Origin of the sequence: Micrococcus sp. KT16 (genome assembly GCF_003315015.1) — a bacterium.
In the GTDB taxonomy this organism is placed as follows: Bacteria; Actinomycetota; Actinomycetes; order Actinomycetales; family Micrococcaceae; genus Micrococcus; species Micrococcus luteus.
In genome coordinates this window covers 172,695-199,412 of record NZ_QNRG01000003.1, presented here as the reverse complement: position 1 = coordinate 199,412, position 26,718 = coordinate 172,695, and the positions used below count along the sequence as shown (strand labels likewise).

General features: G+C 69.6%; 24 protein-coding genes. 5 read left to right on the top strand and 19 right to left on the bottom strand.

Translation table 11 applies throughout. The features are described 5' to 3' along the window. The first annotated feature begins 243 nt into the window (after positions 1 to 243). Positions 244 to 1,647 (top strand): polysaccharide biosynthesis tyrosine autokinase, encoded by a 1,404-nt coding sequence (locus tag DE149_RS04360; RefSeq protein WP_113914029.1) that lies wholly within the window; start codon positions 244 to 246, stop codon positions 1,645 to 1,647. Between the two features lie 60 nt (positions 1,648 to 1,707). On the opposite strand, the gene DE149_RS04355 is transcribed toward DE149_RS04360, so the two are convergent. Both DE149_RS04355 and rfbB read right to left on the bottom strand, forming a co-directional pair. Then, positions 1,708 to 3,123 carry a bifunctional dTDP-4-dehydrorhamnose 3,5-epimerase family protein/NAD(P)-dependent oxidoreductase gene (locus DE149_RS04355; RefSeq protein WP_113914028.1) on the bottom strand — a complete coding sequence of 472 codons (1,416 nt, stop codon included), beginning with the start codon at positions 3,121 to 3,123 and terminating at the stop codon, positions 1,708 to 1,710. Between the two features lie 13 nt (positions 3,124 to 3,136). Continuing rightward, on the bottom strand, positions 3,137 to 4,132 hold the full coding sequence (gene rfbB / locus DE149_RS04350) for a dTDP-glucose 4,6-dehydratase (protein WP_113914027.1): 996 nt from the start codon (positions 4,130 to 4,132) through the stop codon (positions 3,137 to 3,139). Positions 4,133 to 4,344: 212 nt separating this feature from the next. Here rfbB and DE149_RS11945 point away from each other — a divergent pair, with 212 nt between their 5' ends. After that, entirely contained in the window at positions 4,345 to 5,076 is a 732-nt protein-coding gene (locus tag DE149_RS11945) for a capsular polysaccharide synthesis protein (RefSeq protein ID WP_113914026.1), read from the top strand. Between the two features lie 21 nt (positions 5,077 to 5,097). Here the strand turns inward: DE149_RS11945 and DE149_RS04340 are convergent, their stop codons facing one another. Continuing rightward, on the bottom strand, positions 5,098 to 5,964 hold the full coding sequence (locus DE149_RS04340; RefSeq protein WP_113914025.1) for a capsular polysaccharide synthesis protein: 867 nt from the start codon (positions 5,962 to 5,964) through the stop codon (positions 5,098 to 5,100). A gap of 36 nt (positions 5,965 to 6,000) precedes the next feature. Next, positions 6,001 to 6,888 (bottom strand): alpha-1,2-fucosyltransferase, encoded by an 888-nt coding sequence (locus DE149_RS04335; protein WP_113914024.1) that lies wholly within the window; start codon positions 6,886 to 6,888, stop codon positions 6,001 to 6,003. Positions 6,889 to 6,991: 103 nt separating this feature from the next. On the opposite strand from DE149_RS04335, the gene DE149_RS04330 reads away from it, so the two are divergent. Both DE149_RS04330 and DE149_RS04325 read left to right on the top strand, forming a co-directional pair. Then, positions 6,992 to 7,981, top strand: coding sequence for a glycosyltransferase (locus DE149_RS04330; protein WP_158530780.1), 990 nt, complete (start codon positions 6,992 to 6,994; stop codon positions 7,979 to 7,981). 51 nt (positions 7,982 to 8,032) lie between these two features. After that, the gene (locus tag DE149_RS04325) at positions 8,033 to 8,971 is read left to right on the top strand and encodes a glycosyltransferase family 2 protein (protein WP_113914023.1); all 939 of its coding nucleotides are present in this window, start codon (positions 8,033 to 8,035) and stop codon (positions 8,969 to 8,971) included. Between the two features lie 3 nt (positions 8,972 to 8,974). Here the strand turns inward: DE149_RS04325 and galE are convergent, their stop codons facing one another. The 3 genes from galE to DE149_RS04310 form a co-directional block, all read right to left on the bottom strand. After that, on the bottom strand, positions 8,975 to 9,934 hold the full coding sequence (gene galE, locus DE149_RS04320) for a UDP-glucose 4-epimerase GalE (RefSeq protein WP_113914022.1): 960 nt from the start codon (positions 9,932 to 9,934) through the stop codon (positions 8,975 to 8,977). Beyond that, the gene (locus tag DE149_RS04315) at positions 9,931 to 10,896 is read right to left on the bottom strand and encodes a glycosyltransferase family 2 protein (protein WP_158530779.1); all 966 of its coding nucleotides are present in this window, start codon (positions 10,894 to 10,896) and stop codon (positions 9,931 to 9,933) included. Before DE149_RS04315 ends, galE begins: the two co-directional genes overlap by 4 nt. A gap of 321 nt (positions 10,897 to 11,217) precedes the next feature. Next, on the bottom strand, positions 11,218 to 12,189 hold the full coding sequence (locus DE149_RS04310; RefSeq protein ID WP_113914020.1) for a glycosyltransferase family 2 protein: 972 nt from the start codon (positions 12,187 to 12,189) through the stop codon (positions 11,218 to 11,220). Positions 12,190 to 12,261: 72 nt separating this feature from the next. Between DE149_RS04310 and rfbA the strand changes: the two genes are divergently transcribed. Further along, a complete protein-coding gene (gene rfbA / locus DE149_RS04305; RefSeq protein WP_113914019.1) occupies positions 12,262 to 13,131 on the top strand; it encodes a glucose-1-phosphate thymidylyltransferase RfbA in 870 nt (289 codons plus the stop codon). A gap of 185 nt (positions 13,132 to 13,316) precedes the next feature. Here rfbA and DE149_RS04300 read toward each other — a convergent pair whose 3' ends face one another. From DE149_RS04300 to DE149_RS04245, 12 genes are all read right to left on the bottom strand, one after another. Beyond that, positions 13,317 to 13,937, bottom strand: coding sequence for a glycosyltransferase (locus tag DE149_RS04300; protein ID WP_158530778.1), 621 nt, complete (start codon positions 13,935 to 13,937; stop codon positions 13,317 to 13,319). 323 nt (positions 13,938 to 14,260) lie between these two features. Next, positions 14,261 to 14,956 carry a glycosyltransferase family 2 protein gene (locus DE149_RS04295; RefSeq protein WP_113914017.1) on the bottom strand — a complete coding sequence of 232 codons (696 nt, stop codon included), beginning with the start codon at positions 14,954 to 14,956 and terminating at the stop codon, positions 14,261 to 14,263. Between the two features lie 35 nt (positions 14,957 to 14,991). Beyond that, complete coding sequence (locus DE149_RS04290) at positions 14,992 to 16,134, bottom strand: glycosyltransferase (protein WP_113914016.1); 1,143 nt, start codon at positions 16,132 to 16,134, stop codon at positions 14,992 to 14,994. Positions 16,135 to 16,143: 9 nt separating this feature from the next. Next, positions 16,144 to 17,106, bottom strand: a complete 963-nt coding sequence (locus DE149_RS04285) for a glycosyltransferase family 2 protein (protein ID WP_113914015.1) — start codon at positions 17,104 to 17,106, stop codon at positions 16,144 to 16,146. 16 nt (positions 17,107 to 17,122) lie between these two features. Beyond that, positions 17,123 to 18,160: a glycosyltransferase family 4 protein gene (locus DE149_RS04280; RefSeq protein ID WP_113914014.1), complete on the bottom strand. Its 1,038-nt coding sequence runs from the start codon at positions 18,158 to 18,160 to the stop codon at positions 17,123 to 17,125. Beyond that, positions 18,157 to 19,305, bottom strand: a complete 1,149-nt coding sequence (locus DE149_RS04275; RefSeq protein ID WP_113914013.1) for an acyltransferase — start codon at positions 19,303 to 19,305, stop codon at positions 18,157 to 18,159. Before DE149_RS04275 ends, DE149_RS04280 begins: the two co-directional genes overlap by 4 nt. Next, positions 19,302 to 20,441 carry a glycosyltransferase gene (locus DE149_RS04270; RefSeq protein ID WP_233490702.1) on the bottom strand — a complete coding sequence of 380 codons (1,140 nt, stop codon included), beginning with the start codon at positions 20,439 to 20,441 and terminating at the stop codon, positions 19,302 to 19,304. Before DE149_RS04270 ends, DE149_RS04275 begins: the two co-directional genes overlap by 4 nt. After that, the gene (locus DE149_RS04265) at positions 20,432 to 22,675 is read right to left on the bottom strand and encodes an N-acetylneuraminate synthase family protein (protein ID WP_113914011.1); all 2,244 of its coding nucleotides are present in this window, start codon (positions 22,673 to 22,675) and stop codon (positions 20,432 to 20,434) included. Before DE149_RS04265 ends, DE149_RS04270 begins: the two co-directional genes overlap by 10 nt. After that, positions 22,672 to 23,463 (bottom strand): cytidylyltransferase domain-containing protein, encoded by a 792-nt coding sequence (locus tag DE149_RS04260; RefSeq protein WP_113914010.1) that lies wholly within the window; start codon positions 23,461 to 23,463, stop codon positions 22,672 to 22,674. Before DE149_RS04260 ends, DE149_RS04265 begins: the two co-directional genes overlap by 4 nt. Beyond that, positions 23,460 to 24,581: an RNA-binding protein gene (locus DE149_RS04255; RefSeq protein WP_113914009.1), complete on the bottom strand. Its 1,122-nt coding sequence runs from the start codon at positions 24,579 to 24,581 to the stop codon at positions 23,460 to 23,462. Before DE149_RS04255 ends, DE149_RS04260 begins: the two co-directional genes overlap by 4 nt. Continuing rightward, complete coding sequence (locus DE149_RS04250; RefSeq protein ID WP_113914008.1) at positions 24,578 to 25,639, bottom strand: glycosyltransferase; 1,062 nt, start codon at positions 25,637 to 25,639, stop codon at positions 24,578 to 24,580. Before DE149_RS04250 ends, DE149_RS04255 begins: the two co-directional genes overlap by 4 nt. After that, positions 25,636 to 26,559: a glycosyltransferase family 2 protein gene (locus DE149_RS04245; protein ID WP_044659581.1), complete on the bottom strand. Its 924-nt coding sequence runs from the start codon at positions 26,557 to 26,559 to the stop codon at positions 25,636 to 25,638. Before DE149_RS04245 ends, DE149_RS04250 begins: the two co-directional genes overlap by 4 nt. Between the last annotated feature and the right edge of the window lie 159 nt (positions 26,560 to 26,718).

The following is a 26,718-nucleotide window of genomic DNA, read 5'->3' as shown; positions in this document are numbered from 1 at the left end:
AGGCCGGGCCTCGGGTGGCGCGACGGCCCCCATGGCGCGGGCAGCCGTCCGGTCACGGGGCGTGCTCGGGCGCATGGTGCGGAACCTTTCATGGACGCCGGGCGATACTCGGCTCAGCGTAGCGCGGTGGCGTGCCTCGTCCTCGGGCCCGGCAGACCGCACGAGGGGTCTTGGTACCGTGGACCGCGCGTGCCTCGCCCACGACGGCCCGCGCATTCCCGTCCATGACCCCCGAGGTGCTCCGTGACGATCGTCGACTTCTTCCGCCTGCTGCGCGCCAACCTCCTCCTGCTGCTGGCGGCCGCCCTCGTGGGGGGTCTGCTGGGCTGGGGCTACTCCGCGCTGCAGCCCCGGATCTACGCGTCCGAATCTCAGGGGTTCCTCGCCGCGCGGGCTGCAGATCAGAGCCTCATCACCAGCAACCTGCCCGCCGAGAGCCGGGCTCAGGCCTACGTCGCCCTGATCAACAGCGAGGCCGTGCGTGAACGCGTGGCCCAGGACACGGGGCAGGACGGCGACGGTTCGCTCTCCGCGGTGCTCGTCCCCGAGTCCAGCATGATCAAGGTGACCGCCACCTCGACGGATCCCGAGACCGCCGCGCAGCTCGCGAACAGTGCTCTGCAGGCGACGGCGGACGTGGCGGCGGACGTGGACAAGAACAGCCCGTTGGAGGTCGTGCCGCTGTCCGACGCCCGCGTACCCTCTGCCCCCGTGAGCCCTGACACCCGGCGCAACGTCCTCTTGGGCGTCGTGGCCGGACTGGGTGCGGGACTCGCCATCGCCGTGCTCCGTCGTCTCCTGGACGTGAAGGTGCGCAGCCGCGCCGACGTGAAGGAGATCACCGGCGCCGGCGTGATCGGCGCCGTTCCGGAGAACGCGTCCCTGACTCGCACGGGCGAGGCGGCCGTGGACCTCGATCCCCGGGCCGGCGAGGCCATCCGGGCGCTGCGCACCAACCTCAAGTTCGTCTCCGTCGACGAGCCGCCCCGCGTCGTCTCGTTCACGAGCGCGGACCCCTCCGAGGGCAAGTCGACCGTCGCCTCGAATCTGGCCCGCGCCCTGGCCCTGGCAGGCGAACGGGTGCTCGTGGTGGACGCCGACCTTCGGCGCCCCCGGCAGCACGAGCTCTTCCAGGTGGCGGGCGACGTGGGCCTGTCCGAGGTGCTGGCCGGTGAGGTGCAGCCGGACGACGCCCTCGCGGCCACCGGAATCCCGAACCTCACGCTGCTCCCCGCCGGCCGGACGCCCCCGAACCCGTCGGAGCTGCTGGGCTCGAAGCGCATGCGGGCCCTGCTGAAGCTGGCATCGGAGGACTTCTTCGTCATCGTCGACTCCCCTCCCCTGCTGCCCGTCACGGACGGCTCCCTCCTGGCCACGGCCGTGGACGGGACGGTGCTCGTGGTGCGTCAGGGGCGGACCCGCAAGGACCACCTGGAGGCGGCTGTGGAGAATCTCGCCGCGGTGGACGCGCATCTGCTGGGCGTGGTCATGAACGGCGTCGCGCGCTCCCAGCGCGGCGGCGGCTACTCCTACGGCTACGGGTACGAGAGCACGTACCACAAGTCCTACGAGAAGTACCTCTCGAGCGTTGGCTCGTCCGCGAGGAAGGGTCGGCGTTCACGCCGCAAGGCCCGCACGCGCAGCTGATCGCCCCCACGCACGAAGCCCCCGCCGAAGCCGGCGGGGGCTTCGTCGCGCGAGACGCGGTCAGCGCCTCAGGTACGTCCGCAGGCGTCCGCGCTGATCCGGGGCGGTGTAGCCGACGGCGGCCAGGGGCCCGAGGTCGAGGGCGCTGTTGGTCGGCCGCGGGGCCACGCCCTCCTTGCCGGCCAGGTACGCGGCGGTGGTAGTAGCGGAGACGCGCGCGGCGTCGTGGCCGGTGTCCTCGAAGACCCACCGGGCGACGTCGTGCCAGGTGACCACGTCGCCGCTGTTGGTCATGTGGAACGTGCCCGTGGGCGCGTCCGTGGTGACCAGGTGCAGCAGGGCGTCGGCGAGGTCGTCGGCGAAGGTGAGGCGGCCGTGCTGGTCGGCGACGACGGCCGGGTCGATCCCGCGCTCGGCGAGGGAGGCCATCGTGGCCACGAAGTTCTTCCCCTCCCCGATCACCCAGGAGGTGCGCACGATCCAGTGCCGCGGCGCGGTGCGCACCGCGGCCTCGCCGGCGGCCTTCGACTGGCCGTAGACGCCCAGCGGCGCAAGCGGGTGGTCCACCGGGTGCTCCTGCCCCACGGGGAGGGCGCCGTCGAACACGTAGTCGGTCGAGACGTGGGCCAGGGGGACGCCGGCCTCGGTGCAGCGGCGGGCGAGCTCGGCGACGGCGGTCGCATTGACGGCCCAGGCCTGGGCCCGGCCCTCGGGCGTCTCAGCGGCGTCCACCGCGGTCATGGCGGACGCGTTGACCACGGCGCGCAGGCCGCGGAAGTGCTCCCGCGGCCAGGACACCGGATCGGTCATGTCCCAGGTGTCCCGGCCATGGGCCTCGACCGGGATCCCCGCGGCCTCGGCGCGGGCCACGAGGGCGCGGCCGAGCTGGCCGCCGGCGCCGAGCACGAGGATCGGGGCGGGCGGCATGGGGGTGACGTCCGCGAGCATCGGGTGGGCGCGGTCCTTGTCCGAGAGCTCGGCGTCCTCGAGCGGGATGGGCCAGGCGATGGCCGCCGTCGGGTCCGCGAGGTTGAGGAACGTGTACTGGCCCTGCGCGTCGGCGGACCAGTGGTCGTTCACCAGGTAGGTGTAGGCGGTGTCCGGCTCGAGCGTCTGGTAGGAGTTGCCCACCCCGCGCGGCACGAAGACGGCCTTGTCCGGGCCGAGCTCCACGGTGGCGACGGCACCGAAGGACGGCCCTTCCCGCAGGTCCACCCAGGCGCCGAAGATCCGGCCGTGGGCGACGGCCACGTACTTGTCCCACGGTTCGGCGTGGATGCCGCGGGTGGTGCCGACGGCGTCGTTGAAGGAGATGTTGTTCTGCACCGGGGCGAGCGAGGCGAGGCGGGGGTGCTCGGCGGCGAGGGCGCGGATCTTCTCCCGCTGCCAGTTCTCCTTGAACCAGCCGCGGTTGTCCCCGTGGACGTCGAGGTCGAGGACGAGCAGGCCGGGGATGGCGGTCTCGGTGATGCGCATCAGCGGTGCCCCCTCACTGGCCCTGGGCGCGGTAGGTGGCCTCGACGGCGGCCTTGGCCGGGCGCCACCAGGCCTCGTTCTCGCGGTACCAGCGGACCGTGTCCGCCAGACCGGCCCGGATGTCCGTGAACTGCGGCTCCCAGCCGAGCTCGGTGCGCAGCGCGGTGTTGTCGATCGCGTAGCGCAGGTCGTGGCCGGGGCGGTCGGCGACGAGGTCGTAGTCGTCTGCGGGGCGGTCGAAGAGCTCGAGGAGGATCTCCACGATCTCCTTGTTGTTCCTCTCGCCGTCCGAGCCGATCAGGTACGTGCGGCCGATCTCGCCGCGCTCGAGGATGCGCAGCACGGCCGAGGAGTGGTCCTCCGTGTGGATCCAGTCCCGGACGTTGACGCCCTGGCCGTAGAGGCGGGGACGGACGCCGTCGATCAGGTTGGTGATCTGGCGCGGGATGAACTTCTCGATGTGCTGGTACGGCCCGTAGTTGTTGGAGCAGTTGCTCAGCGTGGCCTGCACGCCGAAGGAGCGGACCCACGCGCGCACCAGGTGGTCCGAGCCGGCCTTCGAGGCCGAGTACGGGCTGGAGGGGTTGTACGGGGTGGTCTCGGTGAACTTCGCCGGGTCCTCGAGCTCGAGGTCGCCGTAGACCTCGTCCGTGGAGACGTGGTGGAAGCGCTTGCCGTGTTTGCGGACCGCTTCGAGGAGGACGAAGGTTCCGACGATGTTCGTCTGGATGAACGGGGAGGGATCGTTCAGCGAATTGTCGTTGTGGGACTCCGCCGCGTAGTGCACGACGGCGTCCGACTCGGCGATCAGGCGGTCCACCAGGGCCGCGTCGCAGATGTCCCCCACCTCGAGGCGGACGCGGCCCTCCGGCAGGCCCGCGAGGTTCTCGCGGTTGCCGGCGTAGGTGAGCTTGTCCAGGACGACGACGTCGTGCCCGGTCTCGCGGACGACGTGGTGGACGAAGTTCGAGCCGATGAACCCGGCGCCGCCGGTGACGAGGAGGTGCATGGGATCAGGGTACCGGGGCCCAGATGGAGGGGCGCTTGCAGAGTGGATGGGCCGACCCATGAGATAATCACGCCATGGTGAAAAATCATGTCCTCGACTTTGCGCGTGGCACCAAACATCGCATCTGGGTCAGCAAGAAAGTCGCGGCGCGTTGGGCAAAAACTGAAATGGAGGCCGTAGCAGCCTGAGTTCGACCATTCCAATTCGAACCCATGCGATATCCTTCCCAGAGGTTTCTTCGATTTAACGAGCCTGTTGAAGAAATTCTCGAGGCGCCGCGGCGGATCTTCGCGCTCTGGACGGGTGAAAATGCCATGCCGGAAATTCGCTCTGCGAACCTTCAGAAGATCAGAGAGCAGGCCGGCGTCACCGTCCATCTCGTAACCCCGGAAAACCTGTCCGACTGGGTGATAGAAGACCACCCGATCCACCCGGCCTACGAATACCTTTCTCTTACCCACCGGTCTGATTACCTCCGCGCTTACCTACTGCACCATCACGGGGGAGGATACACAGACATAAAGTCACCGCGGGGATCCTGGGACGTGCACTTTGAAAATCTCAATAAGGACCCCGAGGCGTGGCTCCTCGGGTACCCCGAGGACTCTAAAGGCCGCATTCCACCGTACGGGGGCGCCCTGGAGAAGGACCTTCATCGACACTTCGCATCCGTCATGGGCACGATGGCCATGATCACTCGGCCGCGATCACCACTGACTTCGGAATGGTTCTCCGAACTGGAGCGTCGACTAGATTACTTCCTCCCACTTCTAAAACGAGCACCCGGAGGAGTGCGGGATGAAGTGGCGCGTTACCCAGTGGGCTGGACTCAGCTACTCGCAGACATCCTGTACCGCTTTCCCTCAAGTACTCTTCACGCATCAGGCTCCATGAGAATTTCACGCCGCCGGACGAGCCCTACCGATAAAACGTTGCCGTCCTAAATGGGACGAGATGTAACCGCATCAGCGATGTCCCCAGAGTTGAGGTTTGACCGACTGGTCGATGCGCACATGGTCAAGGTAGCGTAGGCAGAGCGGTTCGAATACCTGTGAGCCGATCCGCGTCCAGGGCACTGGGTAGCCGGGATTGTCTCCAAACACGTTGCCCGGGGTCCGGCGCAACAGGGACGAGTAGTAGTCTAGGCGGCGCTCGACCTCTCCGATCCAGGCTTGAGTCAACGGCGTGTTGGCACGGGCGATAAGGCCGGAAATATTGATCAGACGCGAGAAATTCTCTCGCACCTCACGCCCTAGTCGCCCTTCGAACCACGCGGATTCGGATGATCGAGGGATACGGAACCCAACCACCCATGCGTCGGGATCTTCTGCGATACGCCTGAACCCTGGGCACCATGACGTCGGGTGCTTCTTGAGATCAGAATATCCGCCCCCGTAGTGATGAAGCAGGTACGCTCGCAGGTAGTCGGACCGGTGAACATACGACAACCTCTGGTAGCTGCGGTGTAGAGGATGTTCGTCAAGGACGTAGGAGTGCAGATTCGCCGGCGTCACGATACGGACGTCCACGTCCGGAGTGGCGCGGCGGATCGAGTCGAGGGCCGCCTTCCGATTCGGCGACATCTCGTTGTCTCCAGTCCACACGCACCAGATGACGCGGGGGACCTCCGCCTGAGGCGGGCCGACGGGGTCCGGAGTGTCCAGACTGACGAAATCCAGCGGGTAGTGGCCCGCATCAAAGACGTACGGCCAGAGCGCGGTGGCGCCGCGATAGCCCACGTCCTTGACCTCTCCTGCCGCGAACTTCGCCTTCTTCAACGCCACAAATCCGGCATGCTTCACCTGTCGAGCGGCATGGAGAACGCCTGCCATCTGTCATCTCCTCCGTACGGGTGGACCCCAGGACCTTCAGGGTACCCGGCCGCCGACGATTCTCCTGAGGTCCGGGGCCGCCTCCGGGCACGAGGTCATGAATTCGTCCTCCGGGACAGCTCGCCACTCCGGCAGCAGGAGCGGCGACTCCCCGCGTGCGTAGAGACGGTTGAAATGCAGGGGTGCCTGGACGGAGCGGGCGCGTTCCTCCGGCGGCAGGGAGCTCGCAAGGTAGCCGCCCCAATAGGAGAAGGTGGAGTTGGCCAGGATCAGGTGCCGACCGCCGGCGATCTGCGCGAGGTCATTGAACATGTCGTGCGGGCCCGGAATCGTCCCCACCGGCGCCAGGTCTGACAGGAAGCCGAGATTCTCATGGCACCACGGCACGTCGTCGGAGACGAGAATGAAGGACGAGACCTCCGGGGACGGGATCCTGCTGACCGCTGCACGGACGTATCCGGCAATGTCGAAACCGAACTGGGCACGGAACGTGGGATTGGAGTAGTAGTCGCCGCGACGGACGTTCACCACAACAGCGTCCCGCTCAACCCGCTCGAGCCGGCCCTGGAACGACGCGCTGGCCAGGAGCAGCTCCCGGGAGAAGTCGCGGAGATCCTGGAAGAACCAATCACGGTAGGTCTGCTGCCCCCACTCCACCGTGCGCTCCTGCCGGAATCCGACGTCCGACTCCATGACGGTCAAGGCGTCCAACGCCGGGAACTCGGCCAGCCAGGGCTCCATCTTCGGTTTGAAGCGCACCAGCCACGGCCGCCCGGTCTCCCGACGGCGCGCCCACGCGGTGGCCCACAGGTACAGGAAGTTGCCGCCGTTCATCGGCTCAGCGCCCCACATCACCGGCGGATCGGCCCGGCGGATGCCACTCAGGGCACCGGCGGCGATGTCTCTGGCTGAAGGAAGTCGCATGGCTCTCCTGTCCCGACCTCTCTCGAAGAAGGCGGAGGTCAAACCCTCGCCAGATTACTGCCCCCGGCGGCCAGACGTCCCACCCCCGCCTACCCTGGAAGGCATGAGCGTCGACGTCGTCTACATCCGTCCCGGAGGCACCGGGTGGGGCCCCGTGGCGGAGCTGGCTCACCTCACGGCACGCCTGCTCGGGGCGACGTTGACGGAGATCGATGATCGCGGTCGGGCCTCGGCAGTCGAGCGCGGCGCCGTGCTCCTCCCCCGGGGGCGTCGTGCCGGCGGACGGCGCCTGTTGGTCATCGCGGGCAACCCGGCCGCGCTCGCCTTCGCGGCTCGTCGCCACCTGTGGTTCCCCGGGTACGCATCCACGACGGCGTGGGTGATCGACTCCTTCTGGACTGACCGGATCGCCGGGATTGCAAAGCATCGCCCACATTTCGACCACCTGTTCATCACGGACCCCGACCTCGTCGACGAATGGGCAGACCGCACCGGGCGGCCCGTGGACGTGCTCCCCTGGGGAGCGGACACCTTGGCCTTCGAGCCCGTCGCCGGGGAGAAGTCGATCGACCTGTTACGGCTCGGGCGGCAACCGTCGGCCTGGGACGACGACGCCGTCACGGCGAAGGACGCCGAACGGCACGGGCTGTCCTTCCGCGGACGGCCCCCGGCGGCGGCCGATCCGTTGACGAACCAGGAGAACGTCCGCCGGGCGCTCCTCGAGGCCAAGGTGGTCCTGGCATTCTCGAATCGTGTGAGCCCCGCGGCCTACACGCACCCGACCCGCGAGTACGTGACCGGCCGCTGGATGGACGCGCTGGCCGCGGGATGCTTGGTGGCGGGAACGGCCCCCGCCACCGCCACAGACCTGCTGTGGCCGGGGGCGACGCTCGAGATCTCCCCCGAAGACCGCGCGGAGGCCTGGCCAGCGCTGCAGCAGGCGGCGGAGTCCTGGGGTGCCGCCAAGGCCACCGCACAGCAGCGTCGGGCGCGGGCCACGATCGACTGGCGCCACCGGCTGCATCACCTCACCACCACCCTCGGCTGGCCCGTTACCCCAGACCTCGCGCGCGAGTTCAAGATAGTGGAATGACGCCACGCCACCGACCGCCCCATTGCACCCTCTGATCACTAGGAGCCGCCCGTGACGACCCCTCTGGGCCTTGCGCGCAAGGCCAAGCACCAGATCTTCCTCGCACAACGGAACCGAGAGCTGATCCGGCAAGCCCGCGCGCTCAGAGGCTCCGAGCAGTTTCGCCGGGAGTACGAGATGGCTACGGCCGGGTTCGAGCTTCCCCCGCTTCCCGCCATGACCGGGCCGTGCGCCATCGCCATGGTGCGCGACGAGGCGGACGTGATCGAGCGGTCCATTCGGCACCTCGCGGGTCAGGGGATCGAGCACATCGTGGTCGTGGACAACCTGTCCGAGGACGGAACGGGAACGATCCTCCGTCGGTTGTCCGCGGAGATCCCCGGGCTGATCGTGGGTGACGACGCTGAACCTGCGTATGTGCAGTCGGCGAAGATGACCCGGCTTGCCGACCTGGTCTCCGGCGCGGGCGCCACCCGGGTGGTTCCCTTCGACGCTGATGAGTTCTGGTTCGGACAGGATGGCTCCCTCCGTGAGGCCCTGGAGGCGTCGGACGCCCCTGTCCTGCGTGCGCAGATGTTCAACGCCTTCCCTCGTACTGACGGCTCCGCGTTCGATCTCGACCCCACGCCGCACTTCGACGTCAAGGTGGCCTTCACCCCGCGCGATGGCGCTGTGATCCAGATGGGCAACCACGACGTTCTCCGCCCGGGGGTTCGGGCCGAGGGGCTCCGCATTCTCCACCTTCCGTGGCGGTCCTTCGATCAGTTCGCCCGGAAGAACCGCAAGGGGGCGGCGGCGATCGCGCTCGCAGGCACCTCGGAGGACCTTGCCTACCACTGGCGACGCCTGGGATCACTCGACGACGACGCATTGCGTGAGGCATGGGCGGCCCTGTTGGCGGGAGAACCCCTGACGGATGCCGCCTGGTACCCCCGCGGCCCGCTGCGCGCGCTACGGAGCGACGCCCCGACCCGGTGGGATGACGTGTGATCCTCAGCGGCCCGCCCGGGCCCGCCACGCGCTGAGGACCATGTCCTCCAGCGAATGCCGCATACGCCACTCCAGGTCTCGCGCCGCGCGGGAGCCATCAGCCACGATCCGTGCAGGATCGCCGGGGCGCCGAGCCTTAACGAGCGGTTCCACATTGACCCCGGTCACCTTCCGAACCGTGTCCATGATGGAGCGCACGGAGGTCCCTGCACCGGACCCGAGGTTGTAGACCGGCTCGACGGGGTCGCCGCCGGCCAGCCTCCGTGCGGCGGTGACATGGGCGGCGGCCACATCGGAGACGTGCACATAGTCCCGGACGCAGGTGCCGTCCTCCGTCGGATAGTCGTCCCCGAAGATGCGGGGCCGTTTTCCCTGCTGCAGTGCGTCGAACACAAGCGGAAAGAGGTTGTGCGGGCTGGAGTCCCATACCTGGTGCGACCCCGAACCGACGACGTTGAAGTAGCGCAGACTCGTGTGCCTCAGGTCGGCAGCCCTTCCCTGGTCAGCGAGCAGCCACTCTCCGATGAGCTTGGACTCCCCATAGGGCGACTCCGGGCGCAGCGCGGTGTCCTCCGTGACCACCTCCGATTCAGGCGTTCCATAGACCGCCGCCGACGAGGAGAAGACCAGGGAGCCGACCTCCGCAGACTGCATCGCCTCGAGCACGCTGACGGTGCCCTGCACATTGATGCGGTAGGTCAGCAGTGGCGACCTCACGGATTCACCGGCGTACTTGTAGCCGGCCACGTGGACGACGCCCCGAGCCTGCTGGGCGCGGAGGAAATGGGCCACCGATGTGGTCGCTGTGATGTCCGCCTCCAAGAAGGGAACCCCCTCGGGAACGAAACGGCGGTGGCCTGTGGACAGGTCATCGATGACGGCCACGTCCATCCCGGACGCTTGGAACGCCCGGACCACGTGCGCGCCGATGTACCCGGCCCCTCCCGTGACGACCCAGGTCACGCCTGCTGCTCCTCGACCGTCACGGGCGAGTCCGGGCGCCGCGTGCGGCGGAACCGGTAGCGTGCCATCCCTTCCAGGGCCCCAAGGTGGGCACCGGTGGTGTACGCCCAGGCGAGCCGAGCGGCCGGGTCGGCCACCGCGCCGGGCGCGCGTCCGATCTGCCTGGCCAACGCCAGCACGGATGCTTTGACGCTCGGCCCGTTCATGCCGCGGTCACGGAACCGGGTCCACAGGTACATGCGCCCGCGCTGCTGGTTCCGCTGCTGCCGGAGGATCGCCCGCTGGGTTGAACGCAGGCGGTAGTGGACCACGGCACCGGGGACCTGCACCACGGCCCAGCCCGCTTCCTGGGCGCGCCAGACGAAGTCCGTCTCCTCTGAGCCGCCCGGATAGCGCGGGTCCATCCCTCCGAGATCCAGGTAGTCCTCACGCCGGATCGCGAAGTTGCAACCCGGCACGGTGGGCAGGTAGCCCGCGAAGCCGCCGGTGACGGGCGTGACGGCGAGGTCGCCGGGGTGAGTCCGGACGTCGTCGCTCAGATCGATGCGATACGCCGCCAGGACGTCCGGCCCATTGAAGCGGCCATGTTCCAGCACGCCCCGAGCCACCACACGGGAATGCGTGGCCACTGCGTGGTGCAGCGCTCGAACCCAGTGCAGTCCAACGAGGTCGTCAGAATCGCAGAAGAGCAGGACCTCCCCGCGCGCGAGTGACGCGCCCACGTTGCGGGCATGCGACGCGCTGGCCACCTGCGATGCGTCCACGACCGTTACCTCGAACGGCACCATGGCGTTTGCGGCAGTGCGGGCGGTCCCGTCCGTGCTGCCGTTGTCCGCGACGACGACGTCGAACGGCGGGGCGTCGACCTGCTCGGCCAGGGACTGCAGCTGCTCGCCGATCCATGCCTCGGCGTTGCGTGCAGGGATCACCACGGTGGCGAGGGGCTCATGAGGGTGGGTCATTGTTCTCCTGCTCCTGGGAGGGCTTTCTTGCGGGTCGTCGGCACACCGGCGTAGACGCCGTGCGGTGCGAGATTCCCGGTGACGACGTTGGCGTTGCGGATGACTCCCCCGCAGTCGAAGAACACCTCCTCGTTGAGGAAGGACTTCGCTCTCGCGACAGCGTCCTGAGGATCCGGAATTGGCACCCCCCGGAGAGCCAGGGATCCCCCGCGCCGCGGAGGCCAGGCCGGCAAAAGAATCCGTGACGATGCCGGTCAAGCACCATGGACGATCGGACGACATGAGCAGCCAGCCGCCGTGCGGTTGACTTTCCCGAGGACCTCACCGGTGCGCCGCCGACGCGTCTGCCGAATCCAGGCCGAGGCCGATCTGCGGAGGGACAGACCGCTTCAGCCACTGGTACTTGACCGTCCCGTGGGCGTGACCGAGCGCCGTCGCAGCCCGTAGGCGGACACCCTCCCAGTCGCGGTTCTTCCTGCCCGCGGCCATCAGCACAGCAGCGCCGGCGCTCCGAGCCAGTTCCCCCCAGGGATTCGGGAAGTGGGACCTCCGGGTGAGGCCATAGCGGTGAGCCACCAGAGCGTGAGACCGGGCGGATCGCCGGGCGAGCCGGGATCGGAACCCTTCGTCCCACTTGCCGCGGAAGGCGATGCGCACATCGGGCGCGTGGTCGATCACGACGCCGGCGAGATGGGCCCGGATACCGAGGTCGTTGTCCTCGTAGACGCCGCCGAGCGAGTGGTCGAAGCCGCCGATCCGGAGGAATACGTCACGGGTGACTCCGAAATCCCCACCCATGAGCACTGGAAAGGCTTCGTCCGCGTCCGCAGCTTCGGGTGGTGACCACGCATCAGAATCACCGGCCGCGCGCCGGATGTCTTCGACGCCACCTATCATCTCCTCGTCCGTCATGAACCGCGCGCCACCGGACCAGAGCACGGAGGTCTCGAAGGCCAGCGCACCATTGCGCACCCACCAACGTGAGACCACGTCGTCGGCGTCGGCGAACATGAGCAGGTCGGCGCGCGCGTGGGCCGCGCCCACATTCCGCGCATAGCCGGGTCCCTGGTGCTGGTCAGCACTGACACGCCGCAGGGGATAGGAGACCTCCTCGACCAGTCGATCGACGAGGGCGGCCGTCCCGTCCGACGACCGGTTGTCCACCACGATGACCTCGTACGGCGGGGCGTCCGACTGCATATCGAGAGCCTCGAGCTGAAGCGGCAGAAAGCGCTCGGCGTTGTACGCGGGGATGACCACAGAGATGCGGGGGCGTACGGGTTTCTCACTCACCCTGTGATGCTAACCCGCTAAGCTCTTCAACAGCCGTATACCGAGACCACCGACGAAGGGACCGGTCCACCCATGAAGGGCATCATCCTCGCCGGGGGCACGGGCTCGCGCCTGCACCCGATCACCCACGGCATCTCCAAGCAGCTGGTCCCCGTGTACGACAAGCCGATGATCTACTACCCACTCTCCACCCTGATCCTGGCGGGCATCAGCGACATCCTTGTCATCACCACCCCGCACGACGCTGAGCAGTTCCAGCGCCTGCTGGGCGACGGCTCGCAGTTCGGTATCTCACTGAGCTACGTGCAGCAGCCCTCGCCGGACGGGCTGGCCCAGGCCTTCATCCTCGGCGAGGACCACATCGGCGCCGACCACGTCGCCCTCGTCCTCGGGGACAACATCTTCTACGGCCCCGGCATGGGTCAGCAGCTGCGTCGCCACACCCAGGTTGATGGCGCCACCGTGTTCGGCTATTGGGTCGCCGACCCCACCGCCTACGGCGTCGTCGAGTTCGATGCCGCAGGCAAGGCCGTGTCCCTGGAGGAGAAACCGGCCCAGCCCAAGTCGAACTTCGCCGTGCCGGGCCTCTACTTCTACGACAATGACGTCGTCGAGATCGCTAAGGGGTTGAAGCCCTCGGCCCGCGGCGAGCTGGAGATCACGGACGTCAATCGCACTTACCTCGAGCGTGGCACCCTGAACGTGGAGGTCCTGCCCCGCGGAACGGCCTGGCTCGACACGGGCACCTTCGGCGACCTCAACGACGCCTCCAACTTCATCCGCACCATCGAGTCCCGACAGGGCCTGAAGGTCGGCTCCCCCGAAGAGGTCGCCTGGCGCCAGGGTCTGCTCACCGACGACGAGCTCCGCACCCGCGCCGAGCCCCTCTTGAAGTCCGGCTACGGCCGCTACCTCCTGGATCTGCTCGAATCCCGTCGCTGACCCTTTGCCGGTCTCCTAGAGAACCGGCATCCGGTGTGCACCCTTCCCTTCAGCTCAGAGGTAGTCGCGGGCGAAGGGCGCTGAACCGTTCGATGTATCACCGTTGGATGAGGGCCCCGCTCTTCATGTCCAAAGGGCTCTAAATCCACAGCGCCAGAACGACGAAAAGGGCCAGGTCGACACGGTCACCGGTAGTCCTCCATATTTGGCGTCAACTCGGGGCGGGCCTCAATCTTGTCCAGATACTTCAGCTGCAACGGCTCGAAAACATCAGCGCCGAGCCCGATCCAGGTGATCGGGTAATCACCCTCATAACCGAAAGGATCGGTCGACGGATGTCGTTCCAGGTCGGCCCGGTAATAAGAGAGGCGCCGCTCGATTTCAGCCAGCCACTCCGCGGTGAAGGGCGTGCGGGGACGCGCCGCCAGGGCCCCGATCCCGACAACCCGATGGAAGTGGTGGCGCACATCATCACCCAGGGGACCATGGATGTTGTCGACCAGGTCGGAGTTGATCTCAGGGTATCCAACCACCCACGGCCCGTCGGAAGCACGAACGCTCAGGACGGGGTCGGCCATGCCAGCACCCATTGACTTGATATCCGCATAAGCACCACCGTAATGATGCAGAAAGTAAGCTCGAAGATAGTCCGACCGGTGCGGCAAGGAAAGGTGCGGGTATGCCTCGTGGAGCGGATGCGCCGGGACGATGAACCGATGGAGATTGGATGGCGTGACGAGAGTGAGTTCGAGCTCCGGATTCAGTTCCTTCAGCGTATCCAGGCTATGCATGCGGTTGACCGTCATCGGATTATCCCCAGCCCACACGCACCAGAGTCGGCGCTGCGCGATCGCCCCGTCTTTCGTCCATCCTTCAGGCGCTGAACGATGGAGGAAGAAGTCGAAGGGAAAGAACCCCCGCGCGTCCTTGTAGCGACCCAGGTCAAAACGGTAGGGACGGACCCGTGCGACCCCCCTCCATACATGACCACGCAAACGGATACGGGTCGGCCTCGCCCACTTTTGGGCCAAGAATAAGCCGTGTTTACCCTGTCGAATCATGGCAAGCAGCCCCGCTCGGGACATTGAGATCAATTGTGCCTCCTCTACAGAGGATAATGGATAAACGGTCAGCCGCGCCGCCGTCGAAAAGACTCAAGAACCCGGCTTCCATGATGCCATTTGCGCCGGCCGATCCACCCGCCAATGTGCGCGTCCACTCTTCTGGTCTCTTCCAGACGCATGGCCCGGAACTCAGCCGAACCTGACGTGGTCCCCATGGTCGTGCTAATGCCAGAGTCCAGGATGACGACGGGCGGCCGACGCGCACTCCAGAACAGCCAGTCGTCGCCTCCCCAGATTTTCAGGTCATCAGGAATTGGGATATAGTCCTTCCGCCTCAGCGCCATGAACACGCCGTACCCCAAGGTAATGTGCGCGTGGGTTGCCAGTCGCACTCGGCGAGAACCGCCGCGATGATGGATGTCTGCACCAACGAGTCCGACCCAAGGACGCGAGAGCAACTCCGACGCCAGATGAAGCAGGCTGTTCGGCATCTCGATGTCGTCGTTGACGATCGCCACAAGACGACCTCGGGCCTCACGCACACCCAGGTTCCAGGCCGGATTGACGAAGATGTTATGACCCTGCTGCAACACACGTACACGGGGAGATGCCCATTGAAGCGGTGCACTGGCATTGTTGATCACAATCACTTCCAACACCCGGGGATGCTCCGCCAACTGGGCCACGAGAGGGCGCAGCTCAGCGGACCTTTGAAGCGTGGGGATGATGATGCTGAACTGGGGTTCGTCACGGCTGGACATGCCATGAGGTTACCGTCAAGGGGATCTCTAGGACGTCACACCTGCTGTGAACTCGTCTCGTCGTCGCTCACCTGGCGAAGAAGCCCTCGGACGCGCTCTCGAAAATGGGGTTCCGCGAACTGCGCGACGTAGTCCTTCATGGACGCCGTGTCGAACACGGTCGCCTGCACTTGAGAGATTCCCGCTGCCACGTCATCCACGCTTGACTTCTCCACGAACACCCCGTTGACACCTTCCACAATGGTGTCCAGGTACCCGCCGGCCCGTAGGGCGACTGTCGGCACACCCCACGCGCTCGCCTCGAGAGGTGTGATCCCGAAGTCTTCGTGGCTGGCCGCGATCAGAGCTGTCCCGTGGGCATAGGCCCAGCGCAGCTGCGCCTCGGTGAGGTCCTGGGCGAAGACCACGCCCGGCCCTGCCATCGCGCGCAGACGCGCTTCCTCCGGCCCCTTGCCGATCACCAGCAGGTGCTGCCCCGTGCGTTCGGCGGCGGCGATCGCCACGTCCACGTGCTTGTAGGGCATCAGGCGGGCCACGGAGAGGAGGTAACCTTCCTCGGCGATCTGCTCGGCACCGGGGATTGGCTCCCGCGGCCCGTCCGTGCTCACCGAGTGGGGTGGGAAGACGAGGTCAACGTTGCGGATCCCATACACCTCCTCAATCCGCTGCTTCACCACGGTCGAGTTCGCCACGTACCGCGTCCGCCGGCGTTGCGCCGCCTGATCCCAGGCCTTGAGCCCCGGCCGCAGTGCGCGGGCCACGCGCCCCTTGAGGCTCTTCTGCCCCTCATCACCCAGGTAGTCCTCCAGCAGGTAGACCCACCGCGCCGGCGTGTGGCAGTAGACGAGGGTGTCCCCCGCGTAGCGGAACCCGTGGGCCCATCCGGACGTGGACACCACCGCCAGCGGCTCCTTCACCCGCATGAGGGACGAGGCCAGCGGCAGCAGGGGCAACGCGCGCCGGGGATCCTTCCGCAGCACCCCCACGCGGTTCAGCGGCGAGGTGATGATCCGAGCGTTGCGGAACTCGGGGAAGGTTCCCTCGGGGTCGTAGAACGTCGTGTAGATGGGCGCGTCCGGCCACATCCGGTGCAGGGCGAGCACCACCCGCTCCGCCCCGCCCTTCTGGGTGAGGTAGTCGTGGGCGATGGCGATCGTTGCGGGAGTCTGTTCTGACATCGTGTCCCCTCAGATGGACCGTTGCGCGCGGTGGGGGTGGGCCCGTCCGGCTTCGGCGGCGCCCTCCACCTGGAGGGCGATGAGTCGACGGGCGAGCCCCCGGGGCAGGTGGTCCGCGACGGCGTCGATCAACGCACTGGAGCGCGTGAGCGTGGCTTCGGTGGTGCCCCACGCCACCAGGCGCACGGCAGCACCCCACACGCCTCGCGGAGCACCGATGGTGCCGAGCGGTGCCGCCCCGTGCTTGCCCACGAACAGGTTCCGCGCGGCCGTGCCGTGCAGGGCCCGCACGGCCTTCGAGTGCGTCGTCACGGCGGCAGCGTGGTGCCGCGTCTCCAGCTCGGGGCGGATCACCACGGGGTAGCCTGCCGCGTGCAACCGGTAGCCGTAGTCGATGTCCTCCCACCCGTACTGTCGGTAGTCCGGGTCGTAGCCGCCGATCTGCTGGTGCAGGGCACGGGGAACGGACACGTTGCCTGCCCAGTGTCGCCACTGTTGATCCGCCTGCAGCGCATACGCGTGCTCGCGGTGCAAGACGTCCTGGGTGTCACCGTAGGCGCGCTGATACGGGGTGGGCTCCAGGACGTTCAGATAGAGTCCGATCGCTCCGCCGGGCTCCCCCGAGTGCGCGGCCACGTGGTCCCGGATGTAGTGGGGCCCGGGCTCCAGATCGTCGTCCGCGCGGATGAGGATGCGGCCGGACGTCGCGTCGGCGCCGGCGTTGAGCGCAGCGACCCGTCCGCGGTTCTCCCGGAAGACGGTCCAACTCAGGTCCAGGCCCGGATGCTCTGCGGCCAACTGGGCGAGCAACGCTTCCGACCCGTCCACATCCCCGTCCACGACCACGTAGACCTCGAACGGCGGGGCGTCCTCCTGCGCGGCGAGGGCGCCGATCAGGCGCGGCAGCCGCTGGGCTCCGCCCCGGCTGGGGACGATCACGCTGGCCTCGGGGGTCAGGGGCGTCTCGGTCATGAGTCCTCCGCGGGGATCATAGGGACAGGTCATCCAGGAGCTCGGCGACGGCGGCGCGGCCGGCCTCGGGAGAGAACAGCGACTCCCAGCGGCGTCGCTGGGAGTGGGCCACCGCCCCCAGATCGATCGCTCGTACCGCCCGCAAGCAGCCCGCGAGTGCGGCAGCGTCCCGCTGCGGAACAATGAAGGGGTGATCGCTGCCGACCACCTCGGGAACGGCCCCCGCATCGGAAGCCACCACCGGAACGCCCGCCGCCATCGCCTCGGCCGTCACCAGGCCGAAGACCTCGGCCCACTGCGACGGCACGGCCAGCACGTCCACGGAGGCCAGGAACTCACCGCTGTCCTGCCAGCCGAGCACCTGGACGTCCTCACCGGCTGCCTTCAGGGCGGTGGCGAGCCGGTCGGCCTCGTCCTCCGCCACGAATCGGCTCTCCCCCGCGACGCGGAACACGAAAGCACCCGGGTCGGTCTTCCGCAGCAGCGCGGCGGCCTCCAGGAGCGTCACGATGCCCTTGTCCTCGGACAGCCGGCCGAGGAAGCCCACGGTCACCGGATCATCGGCACCGCGGGCCCGCCGTGTCTGCGGCGCCGTCGGGGCCGGAACCCAGTTGTGGAGCACGCGCGCCCCGCGGATGCGGTCCGCCGCGAATCGGGACGGCGCGAGGACCGCGAGCGCACCGGGACGCGCCAGGGCGGAGAACACCCGCAGAACCGGCTTCTCGGGTACCTGATGCAGGTGCACGATCCGGCGCGGCCGGCCGGCCAGCGCCGTGGCCGGCAGCAGCCCGTTGCACCACACGACGTCGTCCCCGCCACGGCCACGGTCCCAGGCCCGGAGAGCACGCAGGTACCCCAGGCGTCCGGGCCCACCCACGCGGACCACGTCGAAACCGTCCGCGTCGAGGCGATCGGCGGTCTCGGCCGGGTGCGCCGGGGCCACGACGCCCACGTCCCGCCCCAGCTCGCGCAGGGCCGTGGCGAGGTGGTGCAGCATCACCTCGCCGCCACCCACTTCGCCCTGGTTCGCCAGGATCCAGATGCGACCGGTCATCCCAGGGCCTTCCCAGGGGATCGAGGGCCTCCGGTGCGCGCGTCCACGACGGAGCGGACGCGGGTCAGCCCCCGCTTGGCCGCGCGGCCGAGGTGCTCCTCGCCGTACTTCTGCAGGGCCCAGGCGAGAACGGAGACCACGGCCAAGGCCACGAGCATGGCCATGTTCCGGCCCACATACGGCCAGAGCGCGTGGATGAGGATGTATCCGGGGATGGCGTGGAGGATGTAGAGGGAATAGCTGATCTTCCCGTACCACTGGACAGGGGCCAGGAGCAGCACGGACGTCCTCTTCCGCAGCATCACCGTGACTGCGAGGAGCACCACCACGAGGACCTCGAGGGCCAAGGGCATCCCCCGCATGACGAACGTGCTGCCCACCGCGGACACCGCGGCCGCCGCGACCCAGCCGCGGTGCTGCCCCGTCTGCCGCGCGATGTACAAGGCCATCCCCAGCACGAACAACGGAGCGTACTCGGCCACGGTGGCGTTGTTGAGGAGCTTCACCCACAGGGGGTCCCGCTGAGGGTCCGAGCCCACGTGCGGCGCGGTGAACAACACCACGGCCCACGAGATCACCGACCACGCGAGGCTCCCCCACAGCACCACGCGGTCCGAAAGGCGGCAGCGCGTGAGATACAGGAGGATCAGGATGATCACGTAGAACTGCATCTCCACCGCGAGCGTCCAGTAGACGTCCACCACGTTGTCCACGCCGACCCACCGCTGGACCATCGTCAGGTTGACGAGGGCCTGGCCCCACGTGAAGGGGAAGCCGGGCACCGGGTGCAGCAGGAGCAGCACCACGGCGAACACCAGGGAGATCCAGTACGGCGGATAGAGCCGGGCGGCCCGGGAGATGGCGAAGTCGCTCGGCCGGTCGGCCCGCCGGGCGGACATGAAGATGACGAACCCGGAGATGATGAAGAACAGCTGCACGCCCGCCGCACCCCAGGCCGCGTCGTGGAACGCGGCGGGATCCTGCGGATAGTGCGAATTGTGGGCACCTGTGTAGTGCGAGAACACCACGGCCAGCGCGGCAAGGCCGCGGAGCCCGTCCAGCTCCCGGAACCGGGGCCCCGGCACTCGCTTCTCGGCCGGAGCCACCGACACCGATCCCGGCTCGTTCGGGCTCGCCGCGGTCATCGGTGCCCGCCCTTCCCCACCCGGCGCCCGAGCACCTCGAGGGTCGCCTCGGCGGTCGCCCGGGCCATCGTCTCCACGTCGCCTACGCGCACCTCGCCCGGGCCGTCGGCGGCGGCACGCACAACGGCGTCGGCGATGGCCGCCGGGGTGGTCTCGTGGACCAGGCGCTCAGGCGGCAGGATCTCTCCGTTGCCGCCCACATCCGTGGCGACGGCGGGCAGGCCGGCGGCCGCGGCGTCGAGCAGGGTGTAGCTGAGGTTCTCCCACGCGGAGAGCTGCACCAGCACGTCGTGCTCGGCCATGGTGCCCCACGGCTCCACGAAGCCGGGCAGGTCGACCGCATCCGCGACACCGAGGTCCTCGGCCTCCGCACGCAGCGCCGCCGCGAGCGGCCCGGTGCCGGCCAACGTCAACCGCGCCCCGGGGTCGCGCTCCAGCAGGGCGGGCAGTGCGGCGATCAGCCGGTCCAGGCCCTTCTCGGGCGCCAGGCGGGAGAGTGACAGGATCCGCAGCCCCTCCCCCGGTGCGCGCCGCTGCCCCGCGGCCTCGGCGCGCACCGCGGACACATCCACCCCGTTGCGCACCACGGTGAGGGGCGCCCCCGCACCCCATTTGCGCCGGAGCACGTCCGCGGTGGACTGCGCCACCGCGATCACGAGGTCCGTGCCGCGCAGCCGGGCGCGGTGCGCGGCGTTCTTCACCCGGGCCGCCGCGGCGCGATTGTACAGCCCGTCGTCCGGGGCGATCCCGTGCTCGGTGCTGAGCAGCGCCGGTGCACCCGCCCTCCGCAGGGTTCGCTCCGCGCCCAGCGCCGTGAAGGCCGCGAGGTCGGTGTAGGCCAGGTGCGTGTGGACCGCGGCCGGGCGCAGGGTGCGCACCGCCGTCCGGAGCGTGCGCACCGAGGCGGCCAGACCGGCGTCGGGACCGACGTCCCCGGTGAACACCGCCGCCCCCTGCTCGCGCAGGCGCTCGGCGAGCGGCCCCTCGGGGCAGAGCACCGCCAGACGCAGACCGGGCAGGCCCACGCGCGCGACGTCGAGGACGTGCCGGGCCACGCCGCCGAGGTCTGCCACGGGAACCACCCAGAGCGTCAGCGGGGCCGGAGTGGTCGTCGCGGCCTCGGGGATCACAGCCACTGCTCCAGGCGGTCCAGGGCCGTCCAGAAGCCCTCGCCGTTGTTGATGTGGCCCTGCCAGATCTCCGGGATGAAGCTCACCCCGGGGGCCAGGCGGTCCAGCTGCTCGCACAGCACGGGCCAGTCGACGTCGCCCTCCCCGATCTGCGGTCCCTCCCCGTCCACACCGGTGGCGTCCACGAGGTGCAGGTGGATGGTGTGCGGGGCCAGCTTCTCCACCATCTCCGAGAAGGGGATCCCCAGGAACGTGGCCGAGAGCTTGGAGTGGGAGATGTCCAGGCACAGGGGCACCCCCGTGGCCTCCACGAACGCCACGGTGTCGTCCGGGTCCATGAAGAGGTTGTGGTACTGCTGACCGCCCATCAGCCACGGGAACGGCGGCAGCGTCTGCGCGGCGATCCGGATGCCGGAGGTGTCCAGGCGCTGCACGGCCTCGGCGATGCGCTCGTACTTCGGCCGCCGCTCCTCCGGGCGGATGTGCCGGTCCAGGGTGAACCCGCCCATGGTGATGACCATGATGGGCTCCTCCTCGTTCGGGAACCAGCGCTTCAGGTCCCGGGTGATGTCGATCGTGCGCTGCACCTCGGCGATCGAGCGCTCCCACACGGCGTCGTCGTCGCTGGCCAGGTCCACGAGGAAGTCGCCGGAGAAGATGTCCGGCAGGTGGGTGGTGAAGCCCATCGGCATGGGCTCGGTGAACACCGAGTCGATGTCGATCTCGAGGTCCTTGTAGGAGAAGTGGAACTCGAGGAAGTCCGGGGTGCAGTCCTTCGTCAGCGCCTCGACGTCGTGGTAGCGCACCGGCAGGCCCCAGGGGCGCCGGAACTCGAACTGGCGTCCGGTGGGCACCGTGTCCGTGAGGTCGCCGGCGAAGAAGAAGTCGCCCTCGGCCATGTCGCGGTGCAGCGTGCGGCCGACCAGGCGCGGCAGCTCGTTCGGCTGCAGACCGCGGCCCGGGGACTTCACGGTCACGTCGTCGGCGGTGATCGTGGCGCCGGCCTGCAGCGGGCGGGCCGCCACCAGGGACTTGGCCAGGTTGATGCGGTTCATCGCCTCGCCCGTGGAGACCACGCGCTCGGTCCCGACGCCGATCGACTCCTCGATGTCCCGGGTCTGCCGGACCAGCTGCGCGAACTCCTCCGGCAGCAGGGAGACCTTGTGGTCGTTGCCCTCGAGCCCGCGGTCCACGGTGAAGTGCTTCTCGATGATCGAGGCCCCGCGGGCCACCGCGGCCAGCGCCACGTGGAAGCCGCGCTCGTGGCCCGAGTAGCCCACCGGCGTCTGCGCGATCTCCGCGAGCCGGTCCAGGTAGGCCAGATTCACGTCCTTGTAAGGGGCGGGGTACGTCGACTGGGCGTGCAGCATCGCGAAGGGGACGCCGAAGGAGCGCACGAGGGCCACCGACTCGCGGATCTCCTCCTCCCGGGACATGCCGGTGGAGAGCACCATCGGCAGGCCGGAGGCGGCCGCGTCCCGCAGCAGACCGTGGTTCGTCAGATCCGCGGAGGCGATCTTCACGCCGTCCACCGGGTACTCGCGCAGCACCCGCATGGACGGGGCGTCCCACGGGGTGCACATCAGGGCGACGCCGGCGTCCCGGACGTGGTCGAACACCCGCACCATGTCCTCGGCGGAGAGCGAGAACTTGGCCAGCTCGTCCAGGGTGCGCTGGGCCCCCAGGTCCTCGCCGGCGGTGGCCGCGCCGGACTGCCGGTACAGGGCGTCCATGTCCCGCAGCTGGAACTTCACGGCGTCCGCGCCCGCCTCGACGGCCAGGTCCACGAGACGGCGGGCCAGGTCTACATCGCCCTGGTGGTTGTTGCCGATCTCGGCGATCAGGAACGCCGGGTGGCCCTCCCCGATCCGGTGCCCGCCGATCCGCAGCTCCGCCTCCCGGTTGATCGCCAGGGCCGTCAGGCGGCCGCGCTCGTCCAGCAGCGGCAGGTGCAGCGCCCCGGCGGGCAGGGCCTCGCGCATCTCGGCCGGGGAGGCGCCCAGGGGCGCCGTCGCCGGGTCGCGATGGGCGACGTCGGCCGCGGCCACGTCCAGCGACGCCTCCGGATGCGCCACGAGCCAGCGACGCACGTCCCCGTCCGTCAGGGAGCCGACGAGGAACCCGTGGGAGTCCACCACGAACACGGTGCGCTCGCGGTTGTCGGTCATCTTCTGCAGGGCGGCCAGGAGCGAGTCCTCGGGGAAGACGAGGTAGGGGGTGAGCCTGCGTTCGATGATCACTGTGCGCCTCCGGGGGTGCGGTTCGGGCCGGTGGTGGGGGTCTCGGCGGTGCGCGGGGCACCGAGGTCGGGGCGGTGCTGGAGCACCTTCTGGACCGCCAGGTACTGGTCCATCTGCTGCTCGGCCAGGGCGAAGTCCAACTCGGTGTCGATGTCCACGCCCTCGAGATCGTCCAGCTCCAGCATGCCGATCCGGCCGCCGAGCCGGTTGTGCAGCCGGTCATAGACCCAGGGGCGCGTCACATACAGCGAGCCGTTCTCGCGGAACCGCAGGTCGGAGCGCGTCATGTCCTGCCGGCGCTTGCGCGCCGTGACGTCGAAGTCCGGGATCGGCTCCCCGTCGGGATCCTCGGGATGGCGCCACAGGAACGGGGACACCGGGACGACGCCGACCAGCGAGTCCACCCCCGTGTCCCGGAACTGCCGCACGGCGCGGTCCAGGGTGCCGGGCAGGCGCAGCGGGCTGGTGGCCTGGAGCAGCATCACGCCCTCCGGTTCGACGCCGGCCGCGCGCTCGGCCGCGAGCACGTGCTCGATCACGGGCTCGGTGGGGGTCGAGTCCTGGGCCAGGTGGGCCGGGCGCAGGCCCGGCACGTCCGCGCCGTAGCGGAGGGCGACCTCGGCGATCTCGGCCGAGTCCGTGGAGACCACCACGTGCAGGTCCTCCTCCGCCTCGAGGGCGGCCTGGATGGTCCAGGCCACGAGCGGGTGGCCGCCCAGGAGGCGGATGTTCTTGCCGGGCAGCCCCCGGGACCCGCCGCGCACGGGGATGACGCACAGGATGCTCACGCGGTCTCCTTCCAGACGTGCTCGGCGATCGCGGCCGCGGGGTCCGCGGTCGGCGAGGCCAGGGGCGGGGTGGGCTCCGGGGTGCGGCCGGGCCGCCACCGGCTCATGCCGTAGCGCCGCCAGAACCCCTCCAGCCAGGCGGGCGGGTCCGGGTGGACGGCCCACGCGGGTCTGCCGGCCTGCGCGGCCTCGAGGATCCCGGTGGAGAAGACGGCCGCCACGGGCCCGCGGGTGGCGACGAGGGGCGCCCCGGCGTCGTCGATCCGCACACCGGCCCTGCGCCAGGCCGCGTGCTGGCCGCGGGAGAGGCGGTCCCGCTCGGCCGGGTGGGGGCGGTAGGCGGCGCCGGTGGCCCGCACGTACTGTTCGGCGGCCGCGGCGAAGTCCCGGCGGGGCAGCTCGGCGCCGTGCAGCTGGCCGAGGAACACCCCGGGGCCGTCGTCCCCGGCGCCCGAGAGCGCGGGCGCGGTCCGGCGGGCCTGCTCGAGCAGCGCCGAGCCCACCGGGACGGCCTCCACATCGGCGCGGCCCTGGGTCCACCAGTCCGCGTCCGTGCTCGTGAAGGCGTACAGGGTGGCGTCCTGCGGGACGGGCGGCGTGGACACGGCCAGCAGCCCGTGCTGGACGACGCCGATCCGCGCCCCCCGCTGCCGGGCCCAGCGCACGGCGGCGCGGCCCGAGGGCAGGTACTCCCCCGCCACCAGGACGCGGCGGAGCCCGGACAGGCGATCCGTCACGACGTCGGCGGTGGCGGCGTGCTCCCGGTGGCCCGCGGCCCCGGGCAGGGCGGGTGCGCCACCGGCGGGCAGCACCCAGCCGACCCCGGCGGTGACCTCCGGCCGCGCGGTGGCCAGGGCGGCCACGGGCGAGGCCAGCGCGGCCAGCTGCGTGGGGCCGAAGGACTCCAGGGCGACGAGCGTGTGCACGTCCCCCGCCGGCAGGAGCAGGCGGGGGACGTCGTCGCCGGTGGGCCGGCGGCGCGTCAGGGCGCCGGCCACGCCGCGCACGGTCGAGCGCGCGGTGTCCGCGGCCCGCCGGGTCAGCGGCCACTGGGCGCGCTGCCACGCGTGCCAGCGCGGCAGGTCCTCGGAGCGCCAGAAGAGGGGCGCGTCGGTCATGCCCACCACCCCTGGGCCATGGCCGCCCGGTGCGCGAACGTGTGCTCCGCGTGCGACCGGCGGCGGCCGGCCTCCCGGATGCGCGCTCCCCAGGCAGGGTCCGCAACGACCCGGCGGCCCAGCTCGATGAGGTGGTCCGCGTCCTCGAAGACGAGCACCTCCTCGTCCGGGACGTAGAACTCGGCCACGTCGGCCCGATCGACGAGCTGGAGTCCGCCCATGCCGGGCACCTCGAAGGTCCGCATCGCGTGGCCGGCCTGCAGGCCGTGGATGTTGATGGCGCCCGCGGCGGCCGCCTGCACGGCGTACGCCTCCTCGAGGGGGATGTCCCGTTCGGCCGGCAGGTCCGGCCGGGTCAGCTCCCACGTGCGCAGGCGGTCCACCGGGTGGTGGCTCCACTGACGCCCGTAGGCGCGCACCGGCACCCCGGCCGCGGCCAGGCGGGTGAGCAGCTCCACGCGATTCGGGTAGCGCGAGCCCACGAAGACCAGTTCGTCACGCCGCGGCACCTGGGGCAACGCCATCGCCGGGTCGAAGCCGTTGGGCATGTAGTGGGCGTCCACACCCTCGCCGGCCAGCAGCTCGGCCTCGGAGCGGGCGTAGCTGAGCACCGGCCCGACGGAGCGCAGGAACTCCATCGAGTAGTCGTGCCGCGCGAGGTCGTCGTACAGCCAGAGCATGCGGGGCAGGCCCGCCTCGAGGATCTCGGACCAGAAGTCCTCGCCCAGCGAGTCCCCCTTGATGACGAGCACGCGGTCCGGCCGGGCCTCGCGCAGCGCGGCCACGGCCCGCCCGGTGTCCCAGGCGACCCGCGCGGCCGTGCGGTCCACGCCCGCCTTCTGCGGCAGCTCGAGCAGCCCCTTGTTCCGCAGCTTCATGCCGAGCGTGGCGTAGGCGTCGTAGCAGTGCACCGTGACGTCGAAGCCCTGGGCCGCCCACGCCGCCGCGATGGAGCGGTGGTAGCCGTGGAACGCCGGCGAGACGAGGAACAGCCGTTCCGGTGAGCGGCCGCCCCGCGCGTCGGGCGGCGCGGGCACGGTGTAGCCGGTGGCGCTCATCGGCGCTGCCCCTTCCAGACCAGCGCGTGCTCGTCCCGGAGCACGGCGCGGGCGTCCACGTCCACACCCCGGGCCTGCCGGAGCGCGTTCACGGCGAAGTTCGCCCCCGTCGCCGCGGTGAGCGCGGCCTTGAGGACCCGGGGGTGACCGAACTTCCGGGCGTAGCGGTACCGGGAGTCCACCAGCCAGCCGCGCCGGCGCAGCGGGTCCGAGGAGCCGTGCAGCCCGTGCGGCACACGGACGGCCGGGACCACGATCGACGGCACGCCGCGCTCGCGCAGGCGGCGCTGCAGGTCGACCTCCTCGGAATTCATGAAGTACTCCTCGTCGAACCCGCCGACGGCGCGGACCTGCGCCATCGGCAGGAGCAGCACGGCGCCCATCACCCAGTCGACCGCCACGGGCGAGGCGGACCGGGCCGCCGCGACGTCGTGCCCCACGGCCTCGTGGAGCACGTCCAGGTGACGGAAGCGGGCCAGCGGCGTCAGCCACTCGACGGTCTGGTGCAGGACCGTGGGGAAGTGCCGGCCGGACCACTGCGGCGTGCCGTCCTCGTTGACGACCTGCGGGCTGACCACGGCCGGCTGATACGGAGCGGCTGCCGCCACCAGCGCGTCGATCTGCGCCCCCGTGATCTCGGCGTCCGAGTTGAGGACCAGGGCCAGCTCGGTGGTGACCGCGGCCAGGCCGGTGTTCACGTTCGCCCCGAAGCCGCCGTTGCGCTCGCGGCGCACCACGGTCAGACGCGGATCGTGCGCCTCGGGGTACGGGGTGGGCGAGGCGTCGTCCGAGACCACGACGGCGGCCAGCGCGTCTCCGGGATCGGTCAGCAGGCGGTCGACGAGGGCGAGGGTGGGGGCCGGATCGCCGTAGTGCGGGATCACCACGGTCACCGCCGCCGTGGGCGACTGGGCTGCCATGCGGGCTCCTCCCTCAGCTCGGATGGACGGCGCACTCAGCGCCCGAGAACCTGTGTCGAGTATAGGGAGGCTCTGGCGAAGACCCGTGCCAGCCGGTGGGGCGGCCTCGTGGCCGTCGACACGGTGCTCGGTACACTGACCGGACAGCCACGGGATGGA

Bases quoted from the DNA above. Each gene is read 5' to 3' on its own strand.
- DE149_RS04355 (WP_113914028.1), bottom strand. From the start codon at position 3,123: ATGCGCATCACCGAGACCGCCATCCCCGGCCTGCTCGTCCTCGACCTC.
- rfbB (WP_113914027.1), bottom strand. From the start codon at position 4,132: ATGCACCTCCTCGTCACCGGCGGCGCCGGGTTCATCGGCTCGAACTTC.
- DE149_RS11945 (WP_113914026.1), top strand. From the start codon at position 4,345: ATGCGATATCCTTCCCAGAGGTTTCTTCGATTTAACGAGCCTGTTGAA.
- DE149_RS04340 (WP_113914025.1), bottom strand. From the start codon at position 5,964: ATGGCAGGCGTTCTCCATGCCGCTCGACAGGTGAAGCATGCCGGATTT.
- DE149_RS04335 (WP_113914024.1), bottom strand. From the start codon at position 6,888: ATGCGACTTCCTTCAGCCAGAGACATCGCCGCCGGTGCCCTGAGTGGC.
- DE149_RS04330 (WP_158530780.1), top strand. From the start codon at position 6,992: ATGAGCGTCGACGTCGTCTACATCCGTCCCGGAGGCACCGGGTGGGGC.
- DE149_RS04315 (WP_158530779.1), bottom strand. From the start codon at position 10,896: ATGACCCACCCTCATGAGCCCCTCGCCACCGTGGTGATCCCTGCACGC.
- rfbA (WP_113914019.1), top strand. From the start codon at position 12,262: ATGAAGGGCATCATCCTCGCCGGGGGCACGGGCTCGCGCCTGCACCCG.
- DE149_RS04300 (WP_158530778.1), bottom strand. From the start codon at position 13,937: ATGACGGTCAACCGCATGCATAGCCTGGATACGCTGAAGGAACTGAAT.
- DE149_RS04295 (WP_113914017.1), bottom strand. From the start codon at position 14,956: ATGTCCAGCCGTGACGAACCCCAGTTCAGCATCATCATCCCCACGCTT.
- DE149_RS04290 (WP_113914016.1), bottom strand. From the start codon at position 16,134: ATGTCAGAACAGACTCCCGCAACGATCGCCATCGCCCACGACTACCTC.
- DE149_RS04285 (WP_113914015.1), bottom strand. From the start codon at position 17,106: ATGACCGAGACGCCCCTGACCCCCGAGGCCAGCGTGATCGTCCCCAGC.
- DE149_RS04280 (WP_113914014.1), bottom strand. From the start codon at position 18,160: ATGACCGGTCGCATCTGGATCCTGGCGAACCAGGGCGAAGTGGGTGGC.
- DE149_RS04275 (WP_113914013.1), bottom strand. From the start codon at position 19,305: ATGACCGCGGCGAGCCCGAACGAGCCGGGATCGGTGTCGGTGGCTCCG.
- DE149_RS04255 (WP_113914009.1), bottom strand. From the start codon at position 24,581: ATGACCGACGCGCCCCTCTTCTGGCGCTCCGAGGACCTGCCGCGCTGG.
- DE149_RS04250 (WP_113914008.1), bottom strand. From the start codon at position 25,639: ATGAGCGCCACCGGCTACACCGTGCCCGCGCCGCCCGACGCGCGGGGC.
- DE149_RS04245 (WP_044659581.1), bottom strand. From the start codon at position 26,559: ATGGCAGCCCAGTCGCCCACGGCGGCGGTGACCGTGGTGATCCCGCAC.